This is a genomic window from Streptomyces sp. NPDC096205 (assembly GCF_044763135.1).
In the GTDB taxonomy this organism is placed as follows: Bacteria; Actinomycetota; Actinomycetes; order Streptomycetales; family Streptomycetaceae; genus Streptomyces.
This window is the reverse complement of record NZ_JBIWFS010000009.1, coordinates 101,620-124,120: the sequence shown is the minus strand read 5'-3', so window position 1 is coordinate 124,120 and position 22,501 is coordinate 101,620. Positions and strand designations below refer to the sequence as shown.

Below are 22,501 nucleotides of genomic sequence, written 5' to 3'. Positions count from 1 at the left end.
ACGGGTCTGTGACTGTGCCCCCTTCCGGCTGGCTGATCAGGCGGTCGGCGCGATATGCATGGACCCATGAGCAACAACGGGGGAGCCCGCTACGGGGCCGACGAGCCGACGAGTTTCGGTCTGCAACCGCCGAACGCACACCCGCCGGCGGGTGTTCCGCATCCGGGCAACCCGTACGCGGCCCCGACGCAGGTCGTGCCGCCGCAGCAGCCCGCCCAGGCCTCTCAAGACCCGGGCGCCGGACGGCTGATCGCCGGGCGCTACCGGCTGCTCGCCAAGCTCGGCCACGGCGGCATGGGCACGGTGTGGCGGGCCAAGGACGAGACGGTGGACCGCGAGGTCGCCGTCAAGGAGCCCCGCGTCCCGGACCACCTGCCCGAGCGGGAGCAGGCCAACGCCTACGAGCGGATGCGCCGCGAGGCACGCGCCGCGGCCCGGCTCGACCACCCTGCGGTCGTCAACGTCCATGACGTCGCGGTCGTCGACGGCCGGCCCTGGATCGTCATGGAGCTGGTGCAGGGACGCTCCCTCGGTGCCGCGCTCCAGGAGGGCACGCTCGGCGCCCGTGAGGCCGCCCGGGTCGGCCTGGAGGTGCTCGGCGCGCTGGAGGCGGCCCACGCGGCCGGGATCCTGCACCGTGACGTCAAGCCGGACAACGTCCTGCTCGGCCGGCACGACCGGGTCGTCCTCACCGACTTCGGCATCGCCCAGATCGAGGGCGAGACCAATCTGACCGACACCGGCGGCTTCGTCGGCTCGCCCGAGTACATCGCGCCGGAGCGCGTCCTCGGGCAGCGGCCGGGACCGGCCTCCGACCTGTGGTCGCTGGGCGTGGTGCTGTACGCGGCGGCCGAGGGCGTCTCGCCGTTCCGCCGCAGCAACACCCCGGCCACCCTTCAGTCCGTCCTCAACGCCCACCCGGCCCCGCCGGCCTCGGCGCAGGGCCCGCTCGCCGAGGTCATCAACGGCCTGCTCCAGAAGGACCCGGCGCACCGGCCCGGCGCCGCACGGGTGCGCGCCCTGCTCGAGGCGGCCGCCAACCCGCCCGCCCCGGTACCGACCCAGGTCGTGACGGTGACGGGCGGCGGCGACCAGAGCGGCATCCGCATCGGCCGCAAGGCGCTGATCGGCATCGGTGCCGCGGTCGTCGCGGCCGCGGTGGCGGCCTACTTCGCGATCGCCCAGCCCTTCAAGGACCCGCTGTCCGAGGGCTGGCACAAGGAGGGGGCCAAGAACCTGGCCGCGACCCTGACCGTGCCCACGGGCTACCAGAAGTCCGGGCCCCAGCCGACCGACCCCAAGGACGACCACTGGGTGCGCTTCACGGACCCCAGCGGGGCCGTGTACATCCGGCTGGAGCTGAGCAAGAAGTCCGAGGACACGCTCGACTCCATCGCCAGCAGCCCCACCGGCCAGGCCTACGACGAGAAGGAGGAGCTCGAGGGCGGCACGAGCTCCGTCTACAACATGGCCGACGACAAGCCCGTGAAGGTGGAGACGGAGAAGACCACCTACGGGGGCCGGGAGGCCGCCGAGAGCACCCTGACCTACACGGACGACACGGTCAGCGACTTCCCCGTGCCACGGGAGGTCAGGCTCTTCTACGTCAACACGGAGAAGGGCGACATGTACCGGCTGTCCATCTCCTACCCGGGCCAGGGCGACTTCACCGAGCGGGGCCGTGAGGTGGCGGAGCACGTGATCGAGACCGTCGACATCGACAATCTCTGACTCGTTCCTTCGACAACTCCCGCCCCACGGGGTAGGCATGGGGCATGAGCGAGGGCGGCGAACACGCGCGCGAGGGACGCCTGGTCGACGGCCGCTACCGGCTGGACGGGCGGCTCGGCTCCGGCGGCACGGGCACCGTGTGGCAGGCGTTCGACCTGCTGATGGAACGTCAAGTGGCCGTGCGCCAGCCGAAGGTGCCCCGTGACCCCGACGGGGAACCGGGACGCCGGGCCGTGAACCGGGTGTACCGGGAGGCCCGCGCGGCCGCTCGCGTCGACCATCCGTCGGCCGTCGTCATCCACGACGTGGTCGTCGACGACGGACTGCCGTGGGTCGTCATGGAGCTGGTGCGAGGCCACTGCCTGCGCGAACTCCTCGCGCGTGGCCCGCTGCCCGACACCGAGTGCGCCCGCCTCGGCCTCGCCGTCCTCGGCGCCCTGCGCGCCGCGCACGCGGTCGGGATCGTCCATCGCGACGTACGGCCCGCCAACGTCCTCGTCGAGCACGACACCGGCCGGGTCGTCCTGACCGACTTCGGGGTCGACCCCGTACGGGGCTCGGAGTTCGCCGCGCCGGAGCGCCGGGCCGGACGGGACGCCGGGCCGGCCTCCGACCTGTGGTCGCTCGGCGCGCTGCTGCACGCGGCGGCGGTGGGCGTGGCCCCGGCCGGGCACGCCGGGGGGCCGGAGGCTTCCCTCGCACGAGAGGCTCCCCTCGTGCCGGACGGTCCGCTCGTGCCGGACGGTCCCCTCGGGCCGGACGGTCCGCTCGGGCCGCTGATCTCCCGGCTGCTGCATCCGCGGCCGGCGCTGCGCCCGGCCGCGGACCACGCCGCGGCGCAGCTGGCGGCGGTGGCCGGGCAGGTGCGCACTGGTGCCGTGAGGAAACTGGCGTTCGAGTGAAGAGTGCGGGAACGGAGGCCAAGCCCCTGATCAGGGCGTTTGTTGCCAGTGATCACTGGCGGCTTGTGTGCAGTCGGTGAATCCCCATTACCGACGGGTACACAAAGCCCTCGCCTGCGCATACCCTGCGCGTCATGACCGAAGCGCAGGCACCCGAGAAGGCCGCCCCCGGCACCAACCCCGTCGCCCCCGCCCCCGCGGGTGTGCGCACCGCCGCCGACGTGGTCACCCCAGAGCTGGTGGCCCAACTCACCAAGGGCGTCACGGGTTCCGGCCGGACCGCCAACCACACGCCGTTCACCGGCGAGAAGCTGGCCGACCTGCCCGAGTCCACCCCCGAGGACGTCGCCCGCGCCTTCGACGCGGCCCGCGCCGCCCAGGCGGTCTGGGCCCAGGTGCCGGTACGGCAGCGCGCGGCCGTGCTGCTCCGCTTCCACGACCTCGTCCTGGAACGCCAGGCCGAGGTGCTCGACCTCATCCAGCTGGAGACCGGCAAGGCCCGGCTGCACGCCCACGAGGAGGTCCAGGCGGTCGCGGTCGCCGCCCGCCACTACGGCCGTAAGGCGTCGGCCTACCTGAAGCCCAAGCGGCACACGGGCGCCGTCCCGACCCTCACCAAGGTCACCGAGCTGCGCCACCCGCGCGGTGTCGTCGGCCAGATCGCCCCCTGGAACTACCCGCTGGAGCTGTCGGTCGGCGACGCGCTCCCCGCCTTCGTCGCGGGCAACGCGGTCGTGATGAAGCCGGACACCGAGACCTGCCTCACCGCCCTGTGGGCCCGCGACCTGCTCGTCGAGGCCGGACTGCCCGCCGACGTCTTCCAGGTCGTCCTCGGCGAGGGCCCGGTCGTCGGACCCGAGGTGGTCCGCCACGCCGACTACGTCTCCTTCACCGGCTCCACCCGCACCGGCCGCGAGGTCGCCCAGGGCGCCGCCGCACGCCTGGTCGGCGTCTCCCTCGAACTCGGCGGCAAGAACGCCATGCTGGTCCTGGACGACGCCGACCTGGACAAGGCCGCCGCGGGCGCGGTCCGCTCCTGCTTCTCCTCCGCCGGCCAGCTGTGCATCTCCATCGAGCGGCTCTACGTCCACGAGTCGGTCGCCGACGCCTTCCTGGAGCGCTTCGCCGCCCGCACCAAGGCCATGCGGCTCGGCACGTCCCTCGCCTACGGCGCCGACATGGGCTCCCTCGTCGGCGAACGCCAGCTGGAGACCGTGAAGCGGCATGTGGAGGAGGCCGTCGCGCAGGGCGCGCAGCTCGTCGCCGGCGGGGTCGCCCGCCCGGACATCGGCCCCTACTTCTTCGAGCCGACCATTCTCGACGGCGTCACCGACGCGATGTCCGTCTGCACCGAGGAGACCTTCGGCCCAGTCGTCTCCGTGTACCGCTTCAAGACGGAGGAGGAGGCGATCGAGCGTGCCAACGCCACGTCGTACGGCCTGAACGCCTCGGTCTGGACGAAGGACGGCCGCCGCGGCCGCGAGGTCGCCGCCCGCCTGCGCACCGGCACGGTCAACGTCAACGAGGGCTACGCCTCCGCCTACGGCTCCGTCCAGTCCCCCATGGGCGGCATGAAGGACTCCGGCCTCGGCCGCCGTCACGGCTCCGAGGGCATCCTCAAGTACACCGAGGCACAGACCGTGGCCCACCAGCGGATTCTGCCGATGGCCCCGTCGCTGGGCATGAACGACGAGCAGTACGCGGCCTTCATGAGCCGCAGCCTGCGTCTGATGAAGGCGTTCCGCCTCCGCTAGGCCCCCTTCTTCTCCCCACCCGTTCTCAACGAGGAGAGCACGTGTCCCAGGACGCTTACGACTACGACGTCATCGTCGTCGGCTCAGGATTCGGCGGCTCGGTCACCGCCCTGCGCCTGACAGAAAAGGGCTACTCCGTAGGCGTCCTGGAGGCAGGCAGGCGCTTCACCCGAGGCACACTCCCGAAGAACTCCTGGGACATCAAGAACTACCTCTGGGCCCCCAAGCTCGGCCTGTTCGGCATCCAGCGCATCCACCTGCTCGGCAACGTCATGGTGCTGGCCGGCGCGGGCGTCGGCGGCGGCTCCCTCAACTACGCCAACACCCTCTACGTCCCGCCGAAGCCGTTCTTCGACGACCCCCAGTGGAAGGACATCACCGACTGGCAGGAGGAGTTGAAGCCGTACTACGACCAGGCCCAGCGCATGCTCGGCGTACGCCTCAACCCGACCATGACCCCGTCGGACGTCCATCTGAAGGCGGCCGCGCAGCGCATGGGCGTCGGCGACACCTTCCACATGGCCCCCGTCGGCGTCTTCTTCGGCGACGGCAAGGACGCCGACGGCAAGGCGAAGGCCGAGCCGGGCCGGCAGGCCGCCGACCCCTATTTCGGCGGCGCCGGCCCCGCCCGCAACGCCTGCACCGAGTGCGGCGAGTGCATGACCGGCTGCCGGCACGGCGCGAAGAACACCCTCAACGAGAACTACCTCTACCTCGCCGAGAAGGCGGGCGCGGTGGTGCACCCCATGACGACGGTCGTGTCGGTGACGGAGGACTCCCAGGGCGGCTTCGCGATCACCACGATGCCGACGGACAACCGCCGCAAGGGCGCCGGACGGGTGTTCAAGGCCCGCCGCGTCGTCCTCGCCGCCGGCACCTACGGCACCCAGACCCTGCTGCACCGCATGAAGGCAAGCGGCCGCCTGCCGTACCTCTCCGACCGGCTGGGCGAGCTGACCCGCACCAACTCCGAAGCCCTGGTGGGCGCGCAGACCACCGACCGCCGCTACCGCAAGGTCACCGGCGAGCGACGCGCCGACTTCACCCGCGGGGTCGCCATCACCTCGTCCATCCACCCGGACGAGAGCACCCACATCGAGCCGGTCCGCTACGGCAAGGGCTCCAACTCGATGGGCAGCCTGTCGATCCTCCAGGTGCCGTACGCCGAGAACTCCTCCCGGGTGCTGGGCTGGCTGGCCAACGCGGCCCGGCACCCGGTGCTGGTGCTGCGCTCGCTGTCCAACCGGAAGTGGTCGGAGCGGACCATCATCGGCCTGGTGATGCAGTCGCTGGACAACTCCCTGACGACGTATCTGAAGCCGGACGGCGTCGGCAAGGGCCTGCTGACCGCCCGCCAGGGCCACGGCTCGCCCAACCCCAAACAGATCCGGGCCGCACAGGAGGGCGCGAACGCGCTGGCCGCCGAGATCAACGGCTTCGCCGGGTCCAACGTGGGCGAGCTGATGGGCACCCCGCTCACCGCGCACTTCCTCGGCGGCTGCCCCATCGGCGACTCCCGCGAGACCGGCGTCCTCGACCCGTACCACCGGCTGTACGGCCACCCCGGCATCTCGGTCGTGGACGGGGCGGCCGTCTCCGCGAACCTGGGCGTGAACCCGTCCCTGACGATCACCGCGCAGGCCGAGCGGGCGATGTCCTTCTGGCCCAACAAGGGCGAGGCCGACCCGCGTCCCGCGCAGGGAGCGGCGTACGAGCGCCTTCAGCCGGTCGAGCCGAAGTCGCCGGCCGTGCCCGCGGACGCGTTCGGCGCGCTGCGGCTGCCGTTCCTGGGGATGCCGTCGGTGCCGCCGAAGAAGGACGGTGCCGCCGAAGAAGTAGGGGCGTAAAACCAGAGGGACCTGCGCCCCCCTCCGAGCGCAGGTCCCTCTGGTGGTCTCTGGTTTTTTCAGTACGGCTTTTCAGTGCGACTTTTGAGTGCGGCTTTTTCTGTGCGGCGCCCTCCGGGGCGTTCGCTCAGGCGTTGCCGCCCTTGCGTCGCCGTACCGCGATCACCGCGCCCGCACCGGCGACGACGGCGAAACCGCCGACGAGCGCGATGACGGGAAGCGCGGAGCTGGAACCGGTGGCGGCGAGGTTGCCCGAGGTGGTGGAACCGGTGCCGCCCTGCGGCTTGTGGTCCGTGTCGCTCGGCGTGGCCGTGCCCGGGCTCGGGTTGGCGGAGCCGGCCTTCAGGACCTCGAAGTCGTACTGGGCCCAGCCCTCGGCGATGCACTCCTTGCCGCCGACCTGGTCGAGGTAGGCGCCGGAGCCGAAGGAGTAGGCGTCACCGGCGGGGGCCTCGGCGTCGATGCTGAGGCGCAGCTCGACCGACCGGGAGGCGTGCGCGGCGAGCGTGGTCTCCAGGAACTCGTCACCGGCCCAGTCGCCGTCGCCGATCCGGGTCCAGCGGCCGCCGTCCTTGAACTCCAGCTCGACGTACGGGCTGAGGTAGCGCGACTCCTCCACCTCGTAGTTCTCGACCTCGGCGTAGAGGTGGACGTCCTCGATCGGGGCGTCGGAGTCGTTCGTGACGACGAGGCGGAAGGTGTGCGCGCCGTCGCCGGCGACGATCTTGCCGGGCAGGCCCTTGATGTCCGCGGACACCTTGACGTCGTCGTAGCCCGCGTCGAGGTCCTCGCAGAACGGGTAGTCCTCGCCGGGCGGCACCTCGCTCGGCTCCGGCTCGGGCTCCTCGGAACCGGTTGGCGTCGGCGTGGGCGTCGAACTCGGGGTGGACGTCGGGGTCGGCGTCGGGCTCGGGGTGGAGCCGGGCGTCCCGGTCGTCGCACTCGGGGTCCCGCTCGCGCTCGTGGCCGGCGTGGTCGACGGGTCGGCGAACGCGACGGAGGCGGACAGCACGGCGAGCGGTGCCACGACCGCCGTGGCGGCGGCCGCTGCCACGGCACGGTGAAGCTTCATCAGGACCTCGAGATCACGAACGGGCCACGGGTGGGGGTGCCCCTTGGTGCCAGGTTTGATCAGTGAGGCCGGTGAATGGTTGTCCCCGCACCCTCATAAATTTCATGTGGCCTGAGTCACACGCGGGAGGGGGCAGAGGGGGGGAGAGGGAGGAGGAGGCGGCGGGCGCGGCGAAGGGCCCCGCGGGGCTGCGCCGCGGGGCCCTTCCTCTGGTCGGCACCGACGTCAGGGCCGTGTCGGTGCCCGGGACAGCGGCGCCGGGGGGTTGCGCCGCTGGTGGTGTGCCGCTCGTGGTGTGCCGAAGGAGGTGTTGAAGGGGGCAGGGTGATGCGCAGGGGGAGTCGCCGGGTTTCCCCTAAGGGGGACTGGGGGTCCGCCGGCCGGCCCCGGGCGTCCCCGGAGCCGGCCGTTCTCTTGGGTGACCGGGCTGCTGTCCCCTGCCGTCCGGTCACAACCCTGGAGCGAGGTCCCACGACGCACGGCACGTTCCGTACGTCTCATCGCCCCAGTGAGCCACGCGTGGTTCTTTCGGGCCCGCCCCTGGCTGACGCGGACATCCGGAGCAACGAAGCGATTCGCGTACCGGTCACGCGCCGTACGGGTGAGACGGGGCCCGAACTCAGGTCCGACCCCCGCACACTCAGATCCGACCCCGGCACAGCTCCAGCAGCGTCATGGCGAGGGCGGTGCCCGGCTTGCCGAGGGCCGCGCGGTAGTGGTCGAGGATCTCCATCTCGCGCGAGAGGTTCACCCGGCGGCCGCCGGAGGTGATCCGTGCCTCCTGGATGACGGCCGAGACGGCCACCCGTTCCTGGATCAGGCCGATGATCCGGTCGTCGAGCGCGTCGATCCGCTCCCGCGCTCCGGTGATTACGTCGGCGGCCTCGGAGGTACGGGCGCCGGTCACGTCGAGGGCAGTCATAGGGGGCTCCTTGGTGAAAGGGGTCCCGGAGCGACAAGGACCGGAAACGACAGACGCCCCGGGCCTTGTCGGCCCGGGGCGCCTGGGAAGTCGCTTGTCAGTAGCTCAAGCAGCACGACCATGGCAGCCGGCGGGCCGGTTGCCATAGGTAAAGAGGAAGGTCGTCTGCGTGAGCATGGGGTTCAGTATGCCGGGCTCGCCCCGGGCGTCCAAGCCGGTTCGGATGGTGAGATGCGCGACTGTCGGGCCGTACGCCGACAGCGGGGGCGGTTTCCCGCCCCCCACCTCGGTAGAATCGGACAGCAGAAGACCCCCGCCCAGCCGCCGGAAGGCAACCCGTGTCATCTGCGACCCCCGCTGCCGCCGCCCCCGACACCGTTCTGGTCGTCGATTTCGGCGCGCAGTACGCCCAGCTCATCGCCCGTCGAGTCCGCGAGGCCCGGGTCTACAGCGAGATCGTGCCCAGCACCATGCCGGTCGCCGAGATGCTCGCCAAGAACCCGGCGGCGATCATCCTCTCCGGCGGCCCCTCGTCCGTGTACGAGGAGGGCGCCCCCCGTCTCGACCGCGCGATCTTCGAGGCCGGCGTTCCCGTCTTCGGCATGTGCTACGGCTTCCAGCTGATGGCACAGGTCCTCGGCGGCACCGTCGACAACAGCGGCGCCCGTGAGTACGGCCGTACCGACCTGCACGTCTCCCGGACGTCCTCCACCCTCTTCGAGGGCACCCCCGACGAGCAGCACGTGTGGATGTCGCACGGCGACGCCTGCTCCGCCGCTCCGGAGGGCTTCACCGTGACCGCGTCCACGGACGTCGTCCCGGTCGCCGCCTTCGAGAACGACGACAAGAAGCTCTACGGTGTCCAGTACCACCCCGAGGTCATGCACTCCACGCACGGCCAGCAGGTGCTGGAGCACTTCCTGTACCGGGGTGCGGGCCTGCAGCCCAACTGGACCACGGGCAATGTGATCGAGGAGCAGGTCGAGGCGATCCGCTCGCTCGTCGGTGACAAGCGCGCCATCTGCGGTCTGTCCGGCGGTGTGGACTCCGCGGTCGCCGCCGCCCTCGTCGCGCGCGCCATCGGCGACCAGCTGACCTGCGTCTACGTCGACCACGGCCTGATGCGCAAGGGCGAGACCGAGCAGGTGGAGAAGGACTTCGTGGCCGCGACCGGCGTCAAGCTGGTCGTCGTGGACGCCGAGGAGCGCTTCCTCTCCGCGCTGAAGGGTGTCTCCGACCCCGAGGAGAAGCGGAAGATCATCGGCCGCGAGTTCATCCGCGTCTTCGAGCAGGCGCAGGCGGACATCATCGCGGACGAGGGTCCGGCCGTGGAGTTCCTGGTGCAGGGCACCCTCTACCCGGACGTCGTCGAGTCCGGCGGCGGCACCGGCACCGCGAACATCAAGTCGCACCACAACGTCGGCGGTCTGCCCGAGGACCTCGAGTTCAAGCTGATCGAGCCGCTGCGCAAGCTGTTCAAGGACGAGGTCCGCATGGTCGGCCAGGAGCTCGGCCTGCCGGACGAGATCGTCCAGCGCCAGCCCTTCCCGGGCCCCGGCCTCGGCATCCGCATCGTCGGCGAGGTGAACAAGGAGCGGCTCGACCTGCTCCGCGACGCCGACGCCATCGCCCGCGAGGAGCTGACGGCGGCCGGCCTCGACCGCGACATCTGGCAGTGCCCGGTGGTCCTGCTCGCGGACGTCCGCTCGGTCGGCGTCCAGGGCGACGGCCGCACCTACGGCCACCCGATCGTCCTGCGCCCCGTCTCCTCCGAGGACGCCATGACGGCCGACTGGTCGCGTCTGCCGTACGACGTCCTCGCGAAGATCTCCACCCGCATCACCAACGAGGTGCGGGACGTCAACCGGGTCGTCCTCGACGTGACCTCGAAGCCGCCGGGCACCATCGAGTGGGAGTAAGCCCCTGTTGTGAAGGGGCTCAGGTCCGCTTGAGAGTGCGCACCGGCTCTCCGGGCTTCCAGACCTGGACGACGAGGTACTTGTCGTCCTCGACGTAGGTCCGCACGACCTCCGTCAACTCGGTGCGGAAGAGGTGGAACGGCTCCGGCGGTTCCACCTCTTTCGTGTAAGCGGCCTTCGTCGCCGCGTCGGTGACCTCGACCGCCCGCCCGCTGATCCGCACGTCGCCGCCGCCCATGGACTGGCCCTCCCCGGGGTTCGCCTGGAGCGCGAAGCGGGGGTCTCTGAGCAGGTCGAGAGCCTTGAGCGAGCCCGGCATCATGCCGAGCCACAGCTCACCGCCGAGGAAACGGACCTCCAGGCCCGTCGTGCGGGGCGAGCCGTCCTTGCGGAGTGTGGCGAAGACGTGGTGCGTGAAGGCACCGAACCGTTCCTCGACGGTTCCGGCGAGGTCGGGTTCGGCGGTGCGGAAGGTCTCCCAGTTCGCTGTCCTTACCGCGTTCGTCTCCGCCGCGTCCGCTTTCGTTGCCTTCGTCTTCGCTGTGTGCGTCGCGCTTTCTGCCATACGGCGAGTGTGGCGCGGAATCCCGACATCTACTGTCGGGATTGTGTGGCTGTCACACGCCGTGGTGGACCGGCCGGACGTACCGCTCCCGGCCCTGCTGGTCCCGCACCGGCATGCAGCCCGCGGCGGTGAGCTGGGCTGCCAGCTTGGCGCGCTTGGCCGCGTTGACGCGCAGCGCGCCGAGCAGGAAGACCGGCAGCAGCACGGCGAGCGGCAGCAGCACGAGGTACTTGCCGGTCACCACGGCCAGCAGCAGGAACAGCAGCGGGGACGCCGCCGCCATGGTCAGCAGCTTCTTCCGGTCGACGGCCGAGCCGAACGCGTCGTACCTGATCAGCGCGGTCAGCACCGCCACCTGCGACTGCGCCTCGGGCAGCGGGGTCAGCGTGCCCAGCTGCATGCCCGGCACCGGGCCGCCCGCCCCGGCCTGCGGGAACGCCGCTGCGTTGGCCGCCGCCCGCTGCCGCGCCCGGTCGTCGTGGTCACGCACCAGATAGACGTGCAGGGTCTTCTTCTCGCCCTCGACGCGGGCGTCGGCGTACCGGAAGCCGTACGCCTCCGCGATGTACGCGAGCGAAGCCACCGTCTGCGCCTTTGCGAACGGATGGTGGAGCTCGACGACGTCCTGGGACGCGGCCTGCCGCATGACGGCGGTGATGTGCTGCTCGGCGAGACTCACGGGAGCTCCTGACGTGCGGATGGCCGAAAATCGGCGCTTCACTTCTGATTCCGGATGGCAGACCCGCGAACCTTCGCGAAGGTTGTGCGCCGTGCCTCTGTTGCGTACGTCATCTTTGCGCAATGGCCTGTCCTCCTGCGCCGACGGGGGGTACCTTCCGCCCGTACGACCACCGAGTGCCGGAGGACTCGATGCACGGGACGCCCGGGCCCACCCCGCCCCCCGCCCTCCCGACGGACCGGCTGCGGTTCGCCATGCCCCCCAGGCACGACTCCGTCGAGGACGAACGCCGGCACCGCAAGGAACGCCTCGCGGGCGCCCTGCGTCTCTTCGGCCGGCTCGGCTTCGAGGACGGCGTGTCCGGCCACATCACCGCCCGCGACCCCGAGTACAGCGACTGCTTCTGGGTGAACCCCTTCGGTATGCCCTTCAAGCACGTCACCGTCAGCGACCTGGTCCTCGCCAACTCCGACGGTCAGGTCGTCGAAGGCCGCTTCCACGTCAACCAGGCCGCCTTCACCGTCCACGCCCAGGTCCACGCCGCCCGACCCGACGTCGTCGCCGTCGCCCACTGCCACTCCGTGCACGGCCGCGCCCTCGCCGCGCTCGGCGAACTCCTCGACCCCATCACCCAGGAGAGCTGCGCCTTCTACGAGGACCATGCCCTCTACGACGCCTACACCGGCGTCACCGTCGACGCCGAGGAAGGCCGCCGCATCGCCGACGCCCTCGGCTCCGGCAAGGCCCTCGTCCTGCGCAACCACGGGCTGCTCACCGTCGGCGACTCGGTCGACGCCGCCGCCTGGTGGTTCCTCACCATGGAACGCTCCTCCCAGGTCCAGCTCACCGCGCGCGCCGCCGGCCGCCCCGTCCTCATCGACCACCGCATGGCCGTCGCCACGCGTGAGCAGTTGGGCGGGGACCTGGTGGCCTGGATCAACTACCAGCCACTTTGGCAGGACATCACTCGGAGTGAGCCGGATCTTTTGACCTGAGGTGAGCTGAGCTGACTCGGTGGGGCGGGGTTGGGTGCGGTGAGGCCGGGGCGGCGCGGGTGAGCGTCGGGGAGGGTGGGGTGCCCGGGGCCATCGGGCTGGGTGCTCTCGGCGGCCCGATCCCGCAACTGGTCCGACTCCGTGTGCCGTCGGACTGAGCAGCACCTCCCTTTCCTACGTATCGTCGGTCGAGGGGTCATGTCCCGTGGGCGAGAGGCGGCCGGCAGTGATGACGCACCGTATTCATCCCAACACGCACACCTCCTACCCCGGCGGCGGCCGGGACTGGCGTGCCACCGCCACCCACTACGCGCTCCTTCCTCTGCGTCTCTTCCTCGGCGTCACCTTCATCTACGCCGGCCTGGACAAACTCACCGACAGCGGCTTCATGAAGGACTCCGGCTCCGGCTCCATCGGCGCGATGATGCGCGGCGTCCGGGACTCCGCCGCCATTCCCGACCTGGTCGACCTGGCCCTGAAGAGCCCCACCGGCTTCGGCTACACCATCGCCATCGGCGAGCTGGCCGTCGGCATCGGCACCCTGCTCGGCCTCCTCGCCCGCATCGCCGCCCTCGGCGGTGCGCTGATCTCCCTCAGCTTCTGGCTGACGGTGAGCTGGGCCTCCGATCCCTACTACTACGGCAACGACCTCCCTTACCTGATGGGCTGGCTGCCCCTCGTCCTCGCCGGGGCGCCCTATTTCTCGCTGGACGCGGCCTTGCGCAATCGACGCCGGGAACGGAGTGCTGGGGGCTACTCCTGAGGTGGACCGGCCGAGACCGCCTGTGGGGGCGGGGGTGCGGTCACGTTTGAGGGGGCTGGCGGTGGCTGACGGTGGGTTGGACTGGCGGTGACTGCCTGGCCGGGCCGACCGTGGCTACGGCCGAGTCAGGCGGGCGGCTGCTGCTCTGAGCCGGGCCTGCGGCGGGGACCGCTGCCGCTGCCGCTGGAGCGGCCCCGCGGCGGTCTCCGCTCAGGGCCTCGACGTCCCGGTCGACCCAACCTGGCGTGGGCTGAGTCGGGCGGGTAGTGGTGGCTGCTGCTCCGATCCGGGCCCGGGCGGGGTCCGCTGCCGCTGCCGCAGGAGTGGGACCGACAGCGGTCTCCGCTACTACGTCGTCGTCCCGGTCGTGGGCCTTCCTCCCCCGCGGCGCCGCCGTATGCCGCGGCCGGCCAACCCCGCCACGGCCGCCAGGCAGAGGCCGCCCACGACGAGGGGTATCACCGCGAACCACGGTGTCTCCCAGGCGCCGCCCGCATCACCGGCGTAGACGACGCCCGCGACGGTGACGAAGAGCCCGGCCACCAGCTTGCCCGGCCTGAACTCATGACGCAGCACGGCTCACCTCCGCTTGTCCCACACCGACCTGAAGGTCGAGTTCGATGGCGCCCCCGGCCTTGGTGCCCTTGACCGGTGGCAGGACGGTCTCCTTGGTCTTGCCGGCCGCCACGTCCACGTCCTGCTTGCCCTCGCCCGGCAGCTGGATGTCGCCGACGCCGACCTCGATGGTCGCCTTCACGGTCACGTCCGGCGGCACGACGATCCGCAGCCGGCCCATGCCCACCTCGGCGTCGATGCTGACCTGTTGGCCCTTGGCCAGGTCGAGCTGAGACAGATCCAGCGTGCCGACGCCGGTGCCGAGGTCGTACTGCGGCCGGACATCGGCCACGGTGGCCGGCCGCCAGGTCGTGCGGACCCAGTCGGTGCCGATGTCCTTGGGCAGGGCAGATGCGGCGGCGAGCAGCCCGGCGGTGACGACCACGAGGAACACCGACCCGGCGCCGGTGCGCCCCAGGAAGGCGCTCACCGCTATGCCGAGGCCGAGGACGATCAGCGCGCAGGCCAGCCCTGCCTGCACGCTGGTCCCCAGCGGGTGCTCCTCCCAGGTCAGCCGGGTGGTCAGGGCGCCACCGAGCAGGGCGAGCAGAAAGACCCAGCCGCCGATCCAGCGCGGGCCGCGCGGCTTGGGTGGCTCAGGACGCGCGGCCGGGGATGCCTGGCCGGCGTGAGGGTAGTGGTCGAGGTCGAGGGCGACGGAGGGCATGAAGTCGGGGTCGCGGGTGTCGTGCGGGCCCCACAGATAGCCGGTGCCGCCGACATGTGTGCCGTCCTTGACGATGGGGTCACGCCACCAGGACGGATAGGAGATGGACACCGGCGGTGCCTGGGCCTCCGGCGGAGCATCGGCGGCGGCCTGCGCGGCCAGCGGATCGTGGTCGGGGGCACCGCGCCGCTGCGACCAGTACCCCGCGCCCGCGAGCAGGAGCGAGAGGACGACGGCGAATGTGAGCACACCGCCGTTGTTCAGCATCGTCAGGAAGACCCCGCAGCCCACCAGCGCGAACAGCACCGCCGCGAGGGCCTGGCCGTCGACCCGGCCGGTCAGCAGCTTGTGGAACTCGTTCTCGTCCTCGTCGTCGTACGGCACGAAGAGCCAGACGAAGCCGTAGAAGATGAGGCCGATGCCGCCGGTGGCGGCCAGCACGGCGAGGGTGATGCGGAAGATCACCGGGTCCAGGTCGCACTGGCGCCCCAGCCCGGAGCACACTCCCGCGAGCATCTTGTGCCCCCGCTCCCTCCGAAACCGCCGGGGCGACTCGGAGGTACCGGGTACGTCGGTTGGCTGCCCCTCGCCGAGTGGCCGGCCGCCGGGGGAGCCGGGGGACTTGGGGGATTGGGGGGACTCGGGGGAGCCGGGCTGCGGGCCGGGGGCGTTGCCGCTCCTCGGTTCGGCCCGGCCGGGCTCATGACTGTCACGGGCGCGGTTGCCGCCATCGACGTGGTTTCTTCCGCCGGTGTCGCCGCCTTCATCGGTGCGGTTGCGGTTGCCTGCACCGGTGCCGGCACCACCGCCAGCCCGGTCGTCTCCACCAGCCCGGTCGCCACCATCGGCCCGGTCGTCTCCACGAGCCCGGTCCCTTTCACCGGCGCGGTCACCGGAAGGCGTCCGGCCCGCGGGCTCGCCCGCCGCCTCGGCGGGGGTCGGCTCGATGTCGCTCGGGTCCGTCCCCTTCTTCCGCGCGCTCGCCTGCCCGGGCGTGCCCGCGCTCGCGTGCGTGCGCGGGCCCGCACCCGCGGGGGCCGCGGGCAGCGAGCCGGGCCCGGTGCCCGTGTCGGGCCCGGCGTCCGCGGCGTGCTGGTGATCAGTCATGATTCCATGGTGACGGCCGAGCCGCCGCGGCGGCAGTCGGTATGACCCTGGCCGGACCCTGATATCGCCCCTGAGACGGCGGAGGGGATCTGTGCGAAGGGCACGCCGCCCGAAGATCAGGGGCGTCTCGGGGGCCGACCCTGATGCTCCGCCACCACCGGCCGTGTGAACATCGATGGCATGCCGGAAGCCGCAGCAGCACCCATCGTCGAACCGCGGCCGCCGCGCAAGCTCTACCGCAGCAGCGACGGACGCTGGCTGGGTGGCGTGGCGCGGGGGCTCGCCGGGCATCTCGGGCTGCCCGTGATCTGGGTGCGGCTCGTCTTCGTCGGCCTGTTCACGGCGGACGGCCTGGGCGGCTTGCTCTACGCCGCGTTCTGGTTCTTCGTGCCGCTGGGTGTCGGTGGGGTCGAGGCCCAGAAGCCGCCCTCCCTCGTCACCACCGAGACCGCGCCGGACGGCCGCCGCAGACTCGTCACCCGCAAGCCGGACAGAGGCCAGATTCTCGCCCTGCTCCTCATGGTCGTCGTGGCCATGGTCTTCGTGGGCAATGTGAATCTCGGCAACGGCGCCAAGGCCTACCTCTGGCCGACTGTGCTGGTCGGGGCAGGTGTCGCCCTCGTCTGGCGGCAGGCGGACAACGCCCGGCGGGCCCGCTGGGTCGAGGTCGGCCGTCGTCGGCGCACCCTCACCCTGCTGCGTGCGGTGGCCGGTGTCCTGCTGGTCACGGCCGGTGTCTCGGGGATGTTCGTCCTGCAGGGCTCCGCGGCCCACCTCGGCTCGGTCCTCCAGGCCGCGCTCGCGGTGCTCGTCGGGATAACGCTGCTCGCCGGCCCCTACCTGGTGCGTATGACGCAGGACCTCTCCGAGGAACGCCTGATGCGCATCCGCGCCCAGGAGAGAGCGGAGGTCGCGGCCCATGTCCACGACTCGGTGCTGCACACCCTGACCCTGATCCAGCGCAACGCGGAGAACGCGAGCGAGGTGCGCCGCCTCGCCCGCGCCCAGGAGCGTGACCTGCGCACCTGGCTGTACAAGCCCGAGGGCACCGGCAAGGACGAGGCCGACGAGCCGACCACGCTCGCCGACGCGGTGCGGCGCAACGCCGCCGAGGTGGAGGACAAGCACGGCGTCCCGATCGAAGTGGTCGTCGTCGGGGACTGCCCGCTCGACGACAAGGTCGGGGCACAGATGCAGGCCGCGCGCGAGGCGATGGTGAACGCCGCCAAGTACGGTGGCGAGGGCGGCGCCGTGCAGGTCTACGCCGAAGTCGAGGGCAGGACGGTCTTCGTGTCCGTCAGGGACCGCGGCCCGGGCTTCGATCTCGACTCGATACCCGCCGACCGTATGGGCGTCAGAGAATCGATCATCGGCCGCATGGAGCGCAACGGCGGCACGGCGCGGCTGCGCGCGGTGCCGGACGGCGGCACGGAGGTCGAGCTGGAGATGGAGAGGGCGGAGAAGACGTCATGAGCGATCCGACCGAGACGAACGGCACGGCGGCAGCCTCGGAGGCGGCCGAGACCGCGGAGGCGTCCGGCGGCGCGGGCGGGCGTCGTGTGCGCGTGGTCCTCGTCGACGACCACCGGATGTTCCGCACCGGCGTGCAGGCCGAGATCGGCCAGACCGCGCAGACCGGGGTGGAGGTGGTGGGCGAGGCGGCGGACGTCGACCAGGCGGTCACCGTCATCACGGCGACCCGGCCGGAGGTGGTCCTGCTGGACGTGCATCTGCCGGGCGGCGGCGGGGTCGAAGTGCTGCGCCGGTGCGCCCCGTTGATGGCGGACGCCGCGCAGCCGGTGCGCTTCCTCGCCCTGTCCGTGTCGGACGCGGCCGAGGATGTCATCGGGGTGATCCGTGGGGGTGCCCGGGGCTATGTGACCAAGACGATCACCGGCTCGGATCTGATCGACTCCATCTTCCGGGTGCAGGAGGGCGACGCGGTCTTCTCGCCGCGCCTGGCCGGGTTCGTGCTCGACGCCTTCGCCTCCACCGACGCACCGCCGGTGGACGAGGACCTCGACCGTCTCACGCAGCGCGAGCGGGAGGTGCTGCGCCTGATCGCGCGGGGGTATGCGTACAAGGAGATCGCCAAGCAGCTGTTCATCTCGGTGAAGACGGTCGAGTCCCATGTCTCGGCCGTGCTGAGAAAGCTCCAGCTGTCCAACCGTCACGAGCTGACGCGCTGGGCGACTGCGCGCCGGCTGGTCTAGCGGAGCCCGGCGTCCCAGCCAAGTGCCCCCCCCCGCCGGGCGAGTTCGCCGCCGCCCAGCCTCACACCACCCGCGTCGCCCCCGCGAAAGGCATCTCGTCCAGGGGGGCCACGCGAACCGGTGCGGAGGGGTTGGGGGCGTGGATCATCTGGCCGTTGCCGATGTAGATGCCGACGTGGCTGATGGCGGAGTAGAAGAAGACCAGATCGCCGGGGAGGAGTTCGGAGCGGGAGACACGGCGGCCGGCGCCGATCTGGGCGTAGGTGGTGCGGGGCAGCTCGACGCCGGCGGAGCGGTAGGCGGCCTGGACGAGGCCGGAGCAGTCGAAGGCGTCCGGGCCGGTGGCGCCCCAGACGTAAGGGCTGCCGAGCTTGCTGTAGGCGTAGGAAACGGCGGCCGAGGCGCGGGAGTCGGGGGCGTCGGCGGCTGTCGGGGAAGGGGCCTGGAGGTCGGGGCGGGAGGTCGTGGCGTCGCGTGAGGCGCGGGGTGCTTCAGCCGTGGCGCTCCGGCCGGTGACCTCGGCGCGTTCCTCGGCCGTGAGCTGGGACAGCAGTTGGCGGGCCGCGTCGAGCTTGCCGGTGACGGTGCGGCGATGGCGCTGGAGTTCGGCCTGGCGGGACTTCAGGGAGGTGAGTTCGATGCGGGCGGCGCCGCGGAGTTGCTCGATCTCGCGGAGCTGCTCGCGCACCCGGCGCACGGCGGCGGACTGGCGGACGCCGGCGCGTTCGGCGAAGGCGGCGTGGTCGAGGTACTCGTCGGGGTCGTCGGACAGGGCGAGGCTCAGGGCGGGGTCGAGTCCGCCCTGGCGGTACTGGGCCGCGGCCATCGAACCGAGGGCCTCGCGCGCGGTGTTGAGCTTGTCCTCCTTGCGGGCGGCCTCGTCGCGCAGTTGCTCGAGCCGCTGCTCGGCCGCGTCGGCCTCCTCCTTGGCGCCGTTGTACTTCTCGGTGGCCATCTCGGCCTCCTGATACAGCTGGTTCACCTTGGCCTTGACCTGCGCCGGGGTCAGATCCGGGGCGGCCTGCCCGGTGCCGTCGAAGGCGGTGGCGGTCGCGGCTCCCGCGAGGGCGAGCGTGGCCGCCGTACGGGCCGTACCGCCGACGGCCGGGCGCTGTCTGGGCTTGCGGTGCGCTGCCACGTGGACCTGCACGTCCTTTCCTGGGACCGCCGGCACCCGCGAGCGGGAGGGTACGGCCGCCAGGGGGAGCGGCGCGCGGGTGTCGGGGACAACCCGCGCGTCCGGCGGCGCCCGCACAGGGGGGAGCGGACCGCCGCCGGACCTTCTCGGCGGTGGTGCCCGGCTGCCGCCCCTGGCCCGGGCGGCGGTGGGAATCCGGTCACCTGGGGGAGGACGCTAGACCCGAGTGTGACGGCTTGGTAACGCGATGTACGGAAGTGTCGGCAGGGGACCGGTGGGCGACCGTATCTGTCCTCCTTCCAGGTTCGGGGCGGTCGACTTCTCGGGGTGCGCTGACCGATGTGGCGGTTCCGGGGCTGGTGGGAGGGGTGAGGTGTTATAGGGCGCATATATGCAGGGGGGTGGGCCGGTGTGAGGGGGCGGTCAGGCCGCTGATTAGGCTCCGGCCTCATGGACGTACTCATCCATCTCTTCGTGGGCCTGCACATCATCGGCATCGCCTCGCTCCTGGGCGGCTTCCTCACTCAGATGAAGGCGATGGGGCAGGGCACTGCCCGCTTCGTCCCGGCGATGCTGCACGGTGCTCTGACGATGCTGGTCACCGGCGTGATCCTGGTCGGCCTCAACCAGGCCGACGACCAGTCGGTGAACAACATCAAGATCGGCGTGAAGCTGGCCCTGCTGATCGTGATCCTGGGGCTCGTCTATGTGAAGCGGGACGAGGAGAAGGTGGACAAGGGGATGTTCGGCCTGGTCGGCCTGCTGACCACGGTGAACATCTTCATCGCGGTGCTCTGGACCTGAACCGCTCCGCGCGGTGCCGGGGCGCCGGGCCGCGCAGTTCGGTCCGGGCGTTCAGGACGGCGCCGGCGGCGACGGCCAGCCAGGCGGCCACCGCGATCCAGAGCAGCACCTGCCCCGGCCCCTTCAGCCACGGCACATCGTCGGCGGCGGCGAAGGACAGCGTCGCCGCCGCCGTCACGCCCAGCGGGAAGACGGTGGCCCAGCGCCGCACGTCGTAGCGGGGGCGCGGCCACCCCACCTCGGTGACGAGCAGGACGGCGTACCAGGCCACGGCGAGGACGAGCACCACCGCGGTGACCGCACGCAGGACACCGTGGGCGTCGTCGTTCCACAGCCGCAGCTGCGCGCTGTCGGCGGCGATCAGCCGGGAGCCGGCGAGCGCCGAGATCGCCGGCGCCCCGCCCGCGACCCACTGGTCACCGGCCCCACGCGTCATCTCGCCCGGCTCGAAACGGGCCAGCGCGAAGCCGTAGAGGACGAGCCCGAGCCAGAACAGCACCAGTGCCGCGTGCGCGAGCCAGGCCGCGCGCTCCGCCGCCGCGAGCGTCGCCCCGAGCACGGCGAGCCCCTCCGTGGCCACACAGCCCAGGAACACCGCACCCGGCATACGCGGCTTCCATTGCTTGATGACGTCCACCAGCAGCACCGGCCACAGCAGCGTGGCCAGCGCCAGCAGCGCCCCGGCCAGGGCCTGCCAGCCCAAGGCGGACACACGCGTGCCGAGCACGGTGGTCGCGGCGACGGCCGTCAGTGCCGCCGGCGTCCCGGCCGCGGCCGGCCACCTCGGCCGCTCCCACAGCAGTCGTACGACGAAATCCGCGGCCAGTCCCAGCCACGCGGCGCCGGTCATGGCGAGCAGAATCCGGGACAGCACCTCGTGCCCGGCCAGGTGCAGCCCGACGGAGACGATGCCGGTCGCCATCACGGCGGCCCCGGCGGCGGGCGGGCGTTGCGCCCACCAGGCGCGCAGGGAAGAGGTACCGGGCATGCGGCCGATGCTAGGGAGCGGGTACGGGGTCCGCGCGTTCGCATGGGCCATGAGTGGCGCGCCTTCGAGGCGGCGGCCCGGCACCGGCCCCGCCATCCGAAGACCGGCAGACTCCCTCGGGCCCGCCGCCCGCAGACCGACACGCTCCCTCGCCCCGCAGACCCGCAGGCCCCCTCGGGCGCTCCCTCGACCCGCAGACCCGCAGACCCACAGGCTCCCTCGGCCCTCGCCGCCCGGAGCCCGGCAGGCTCCCTGAAGGGCGAAGGTCAGGCCGGCCGCACCACGCTGTGGATCGAGGACTCCCCGTCGTAGTAGATCGACTCCTCGCGGACGTACGCGCCCGGCTTCGGGGCGTGGATCATCATGCCGTTGCCGATGTAGATGCCGACATGGGTGACATCGGCGTAGAAGAAGACGAGGTCACCGGGCTGGGCGTCCGACAACGGCACCGTCGTGCCGGCGTTGACCTGGTCGTACGTGACGCGCGGGATGTCCACGCCCGCGGCCTTCCAGGCGGCCTGGGTGAGACCGGAGCAGTCGTAGGAGTCGGGGCCGGTCGCGCCCCAGACGTACGGCTTGCCGATCTGGGCGCGGGCGAAGGCGAGCGCCTTCTCGGCCTTGGCGGCGTAGGTGGAGTCGGTGGTCGGGGAGGTCGGGGTCGTCGAGGTGTCAGAGGTGCCGGCGCCGCCGGTCGAGGTGGACGAGTCGCCGCTCGCGGCCTCCTCCTGCGCCGCCGCCTCGGCCGCCTTGCGCTGCCGCTCCTCCTCCGCGGCCTGCTGCGCGGCGAGCTCGGCGGCCTTGCGGGCGGCCTCCTCGCGCTTGCGTTCCTCGATCGCCGCGAGCCGGGCCTTCTCCTCGGCGGTCAGCTGCGACAGCAGCACGCGCGCGGTGGAGAGCTTCTTCTGGACGGTGGCCTTGGCCGTCCTCAGCTCGGTCTGCGAGTCGGTGAGCGTCGACAGGCTCTCGGTGGCCTCGCGGCGCTTCTCCATGGTCGCGGACTGCTGGGTGATGTAGTCGTCGACCGCGTCCTTCTGACGGCCGGTGAGCCGGTCCATCAGCTGGGTCTGGTCGAAGTAGTCCTGCGGTGTGTCCGCGAGCAGGAGGGTCGCCGTGTCGGGCGCGGACGCGCCGGTGCGGTACTGGGCCGCGGCGAAGGAGCCGAGCTGCTCGCGCGCCTCGTTCAGCTGCTCGGTGCGCTTCGCCACGTCGTCGAGGAGGGAGTCCACGCGCTTGCGCTGCTTGGTGGTCCGCTCCTTGGCGGCGTTGTACTTCTCGGTCGCCGTCTCCGCCTGCCGGTAGAGATCGTCGACCTTCTTCTCGACCTCCTCCAGGCTCGGCCGGTCGTCGTCCGAGGGGCTGGCGTTGGCCGTCTGCGACAGCAGGGCCACGGAGGTGAGGGCCGCGGTGGCCAGGGCGGGGGTCCGTATGCCTGCGACGCGCGTCCCGGTGGTGCGCGGCTTGCGGTGCGACGCCAAGGGTGGCGACTCCTTCCATCTGCCGCCTACCGGGTTAGCTGTCGGGTTCGGGCGTGTTCGGAAGGTGTGCCCTACGGCGCTCCCCGCGAGGGAGTGGGCCGATTCACCCCAGGTTCGGTGGGTCCCCGGCTCCGGTGCCGTGCGGGCGCACCGGACTCGGCGGAGGCCGCGCGGCCCGGCGACGTTCGCCGGTGGGGGTCGTACGGCCTGCCCGGCACCGTAGCCAACTCGTGTGGCCCCTGTGAAGGTTGACGGGTGATATGCCCGATACATTTTCGTGACCTTGGCGTGAGCGGGACAGAACTGCCGCAGGCCGTGCCCGCAGGGTCACGCAGGGTGGCGTCG

General features: G+C 71.8%; 19 protein-coding genes and 1 riboswitch. Of the genes, 10 read left to right on the top strand and 9 right to left on the bottom strand.

Going from position 1 to position 22,501, the window contains the following annotated elements; translation table 11 throughout:
* Positions 1–66: 66 nt before the first annotated feature.
* The 4 genes from ACIQ6Y_RS30065 to ACIQ6Y_RS30050 all read left to right on the top strand — a co-directional run bounded on the left by ACIQ6Y_RS30065 (position 67) and on the right by ACIQ6Y_RS30050 (position 6,234).
* On the top strand, positions 67–1,731 hold the full coding sequence (locus tag ACIQ6Y_RS30065) for a serine/threonine-protein kinase (protein ID WP_404043581.1): 1,665 nt from the start codon (positions 67–69) through the stop codon (positions 1,729–1,731).
* Between the two features lie 44 nt (positions 1,732–1,775).
* Positions 1,776–2,633, top strand: a complete 858-nt coding sequence (locus ACIQ6Y_RS30060) for a serine/threonine-protein kinase (protein ID WP_404043579.1) — start codon at positions 1,776–1,778, stop codon at positions 2,631–2,633.
* A 134-nt stretch (positions 2,634–2,767) separates the two neighbouring features.
* Positions 2,768–4,387: a succinic semialdehyde dehydrogenase gene (locus tag ACIQ6Y_RS30055; RefSeq protein WP_404043577.1), complete on the top strand. Its 1,620-nt coding sequence runs from the start codon at positions 2,768–2,770 to the stop codon at positions 4,385–4,387.
* 41 nt (positions 4,388–4,428) lie between these two features.
* Positions 4,429–6,234 carry a GMC oxidoreductase gene (locus ACIQ6Y_RS30050; RefSeq protein WP_404043575.1) on the top strand — a complete coding sequence of 602 codons (1,806 nt, stop codon included), beginning with the start codon at positions 4,429–4,431 and terminating at the stop codon, positions 6,232–6,234.
* A 127-nt stretch (positions 6,235–6,361) separates the two neighbouring features.
* On the opposite strand, the gene ACIQ6Y_RS30045 is transcribed toward ACIQ6Y_RS30050, so the two are convergent.
* Positions 6,362–7,306, bottom strand: a complete 945-nt coding sequence (locus tag ACIQ6Y_RS30045; protein WP_404043574.1) for an LAETG motif-containing sortase-dependent surface protein — start codon at positions 7,304–7,306, stop codon at positions 6,362–6,364.
* 640 nt (positions 7,307–7,946) lie between these two features.
* Positions 7,947–8,228 carry a chorismate mutase gene (locus ACIQ6Y_RS30040; protein WP_404043572.1) on the bottom strand — a complete coding sequence of 94 codons (282 nt, stop codon included), beginning with the start codon at positions 8,226–8,228 and terminating at the stop codon, positions 7,947–7,949.
* Between the two features lie 338 nt (positions 8,229–8,566).
* Here ACIQ6Y_RS30040 and guaA point away from each other — a divergent pair, with 338 nt between their 5' ends.
* Positions 8,567–10,147 carry a glutamine-hydrolyzing GMP synthase gene (guaA, locus tag ACIQ6Y_RS30035; protein WP_404043570.1) on the top strand — a complete coding sequence of 527 codons (1,581 nt, stop codon included), beginning with the start codon at positions 8,567–8,569 and terminating at the stop codon, positions 10,145–10,147.
* 19 nt (positions 10,148–10,166) lie between these two features.
* On the opposite strand, the gene ACIQ6Y_RS30030 is transcribed toward guaA, so the two are convergent.
* Together ACIQ6Y_RS30030 and ACIQ6Y_RS30025 are read right to left on the bottom strand one after the other, a co-directional pair.
* A complete protein-coding gene (locus tag ACIQ6Y_RS30030) occupies positions 10,167–10,712 on the bottom strand; it encodes a pyridoxamine 5'-phosphate oxidase family protein (RefSeq protein WP_404043568.1) in 546 nt (181 codons plus the stop codon).
* Positions 10,713–10,764: 52 nt separating this feature from the next.
* On the bottom strand, positions 10,765–11,391 hold the full coding sequence (locus ACIQ6Y_RS30025) for a hypothetical protein (protein WP_404043566.1): 627 nt from the start codon (positions 11,389–11,391) through the stop codon (positions 10,765–10,767).
* A 191-nt stretch (positions 11,392–11,582) separates the two neighbouring features.
* On the opposite strand from ACIQ6Y_RS30025, the gene ACIQ6Y_RS30020 reads away from it, so the two are divergent.
* Both ACIQ6Y_RS30020 and ACIQ6Y_RS30015 read left to right on the top strand, forming a co-directional pair.
* Complete coding sequence (locus ACIQ6Y_RS30020) at positions 11,583–12,386, top strand: class II aldolase/adducin family protein (protein ID WP_404043564.1); 804 nt, start codon at positions 11,583–11,585, stop codon at positions 12,384–12,386.
* 229 nt (positions 12,387–12,615) lie between these two features.
* Positions 12,616–13,149: a DoxX family protein gene (locus tag ACIQ6Y_RS30015; protein ID WP_404043562.1), complete on the top strand. Its 534-nt coding sequence runs from the start codon at positions 12,616–12,618 to the stop codon at positions 13,147–13,149.
* A 348-nt stretch (positions 13,150–13,497) separates the two neighbouring features.
* Here ACIQ6Y_RS30015 and ACIQ6Y_RS30010 read toward each other — a convergent pair whose 3' ends face one another.
* A complete protein-coding gene (locus ACIQ6Y_RS30010; protein WP_404043560.1) occupies positions 13,498–13,725 on the bottom strand; it encodes a hypothetical protein in 228 nt (75 codons plus the stop codon).
* Positions 13,712–15,538 (bottom strand): PspC domain-containing protein, encoded by a 1,827-nt coding sequence (locus ACIQ6Y_RS30005; protein ID WP_404043558.1) that lies wholly within the window; start codon positions 15,536–15,538, stop codon positions 13,712–13,714. Before ACIQ6Y_RS30005 ends, ACIQ6Y_RS30010 begins: the two co-directional genes overlap by 14 nt.
* 180 nt (positions 15,539–15,718) lie before the next feature.
* Between ACIQ6Y_RS30005 and ACIQ6Y_RS30000 the strand changes: the two genes are divergently transcribed.
* The gene (locus tag ACIQ6Y_RS30000; protein ID WP_404043556.1) at positions 15,719–17,011 is read left to right on the top strand and encodes a PspC domain-containing protein; all 1,293 of its coding nucleotides are present in this window, start codon (positions 15,719–15,721) and stop codon (positions 17,009–17,011) included.
* Positions 17,008–17,751, top strand: a complete 744-nt coding sequence (locus tag ACIQ6Y_RS29995; protein ID WP_404043554.1) for a LuxR C-terminal-related transcriptional regulator — start codon at positions 17,008–17,010, stop codon at positions 17,749–17,751. The genes ACIQ6Y_RS30000 and ACIQ6Y_RS29995 overlap by 4 nt, the downstream gene beginning before the upstream one ends.
* A 61-nt stretch (positions 17,752–17,812) precedes the next feature.
* Here ACIQ6Y_RS29995 and ACIQ6Y_RS29990 read toward each other — a convergent pair whose 3' ends face one another.
* On the bottom strand, positions 17,813–18,889 hold the full coding sequence (locus tag ACIQ6Y_RS29990; protein ID WP_404044168.1) for an NlpC/P60 family protein: 1,077 nt from the start codon (positions 18,887–18,889) through the stop codon (positions 17,813–17,815).
* A 450-nt stretch (positions 18,890–19,339) separates the two neighbouring features.
* On the opposite strand from ACIQ6Y_RS29990, the gene ACIQ6Y_RS29985 reads away from it, so the two are divergent.
* On the top strand, positions 19,340–19,693 hold the full coding sequence (locus tag ACIQ6Y_RS29985; RefSeq protein ID WP_404043552.1) for a hypothetical protein: 354 nt from the start codon (positions 19,340–19,342) through the stop codon (positions 19,691–19,693).
* On the opposite strand, the gene ACIQ6Y_RS29980 is transcribed toward ACIQ6Y_RS29985, so the two are convergent.
* Together ACIQ6Y_RS29980 and ACIQ6Y_RS29975 are read right to left on the bottom strand one after the other, a co-directional pair.
* Positions 19,671–20,681 (bottom strand): tellurite resistance/C4-dicarboxylate transporter family protein, encoded by a 1,011-nt coding sequence (locus ACIQ6Y_RS29980; RefSeq protein ID WP_404043550.1) that lies wholly within the window; start codon positions 20,679–20,681, stop codon positions 19,671–19,673. The two genes, ACIQ6Y_RS29985 and ACIQ6Y_RS29980, sit on opposite strands and share 23 nt — an antisense overlap.
* Before the next feature lie 266 nt (positions 20,682–20,947).
* Positions 20,948–22,156, bottom strand: coding sequence for an NlpC/P60 family protein (locus ACIQ6Y_RS29975; RefSeq protein WP_404043548.1), 1,209 nt, complete (start codon positions 22,154–22,156; stop codon positions 20,948–20,950).
* A gap of 7 nt (positions 22,157–22,163) precedes the next feature.
* A riboswitch (cyclic di-AMP (ydaO/yuaA leader) is annotated at positions 22,164–22,328 on the bottom strand.
* Positions 22,329–22,501: the final 173 nt, after the last annotated feature.

What these genes read in the sequence shown, in the direction of transcription:
- ACIQ6Y_RS30065 (WP_404043581.1), top strand. Translation starts at nt 67, where the DNA reads ATGAGCAACAACGGGGGAGCCCGCTACGGGGCCGACGAGCCGACGAGT.
- ACIQ6Y_RS30060 (WP_404043579.1), top strand. Translation starts at nt 1,776, where the DNA reads ATGAGCGAGGGCGGCGAACACGCGCGCGAGGGACGCCTGGTCGACGGC.
- ACIQ6Y_RS30055 (WP_404043577.1), top strand. Translation starts at nt 2,768, where the DNA reads ATGACCGAAGCGCAGGCACCCGAGAAGGCCGCCCCCGGCACCAACCCC.
- ACIQ6Y_RS30045 (WP_404043574.1), bottom strand. Translation starts at nt 7,306, where the DNA reads ATGAAGCTTCACCGTGCCGTGGCAGCGGCCGCCGCCACGGCGGTCGTG.
- ACIQ6Y_RS30040 (WP_404043572.1), bottom strand. Translation starts at nt 8,228, where the DNA reads ATGACTGCCCTCGACGTGACCGGCGCCCGTACCTCCGAGGCCGCCGAC.
- ACIQ6Y_RS30030 (WP_404043568.1), bottom strand. Translation starts at nt 10,712, where the DNA reads ATGGCAGAAAGCGCGACGCACACAGCGAAGACGAAGGCAACGAAAGCG.
- ACIQ6Y_RS30020 (WP_404043564.1), top strand. Translation starts at nt 11,583, where the DNA reads ATGCACGGGACGCCCGGGCCCACCCCGCCCCCCGCCCTCCCGACGGAC.
- ACIQ6Y_RS30015 (WP_404043562.1), top strand. Translation starts at nt 12,616, where the DNA reads ATGACGCACCGTATTCATCCCAACACGCACACCTCCTACCCCGGCGGC.
- ACIQ6Y_RS30005 (WP_404043558.1), bottom strand. Translation starts at nt 15,538, where the DNA reads ATGACTGATCACCAGCACGCCGCGGACGCCGGGCCCGACACGGGCACC.
- ACIQ6Y_RS30000 (WP_404043556.1), top strand. Translation starts at nt 15,719, where the DNA reads ATGCCGGAAGCCGCAGCAGCACCCATCGTCGAACCGCGGCCGCCGCGC.
- ACIQ6Y_RS29995 (WP_404043554.1), top strand. Translation starts at nt 17,008, where the DNA reads ATGAGCGATCCGACCGAGACGAACGGCACGGCGGCAGCCTCGGAGGCG.
- ACIQ6Y_RS29985 (WP_404043552.1), top strand. Translation starts at nt 19,340, where the DNA reads ATGGACGTACTCATCCATCTCTTCGTGGGCCTGCACATCATCGGCATC.
- ACIQ6Y_RS29980 (WP_404043550.1), bottom strand. Translation starts at nt 20,681, where the DNA reads ATGCCCGGTACCTCTTCCCTGCGCGCCTGGTGGGCGCAACGCCCGCCC.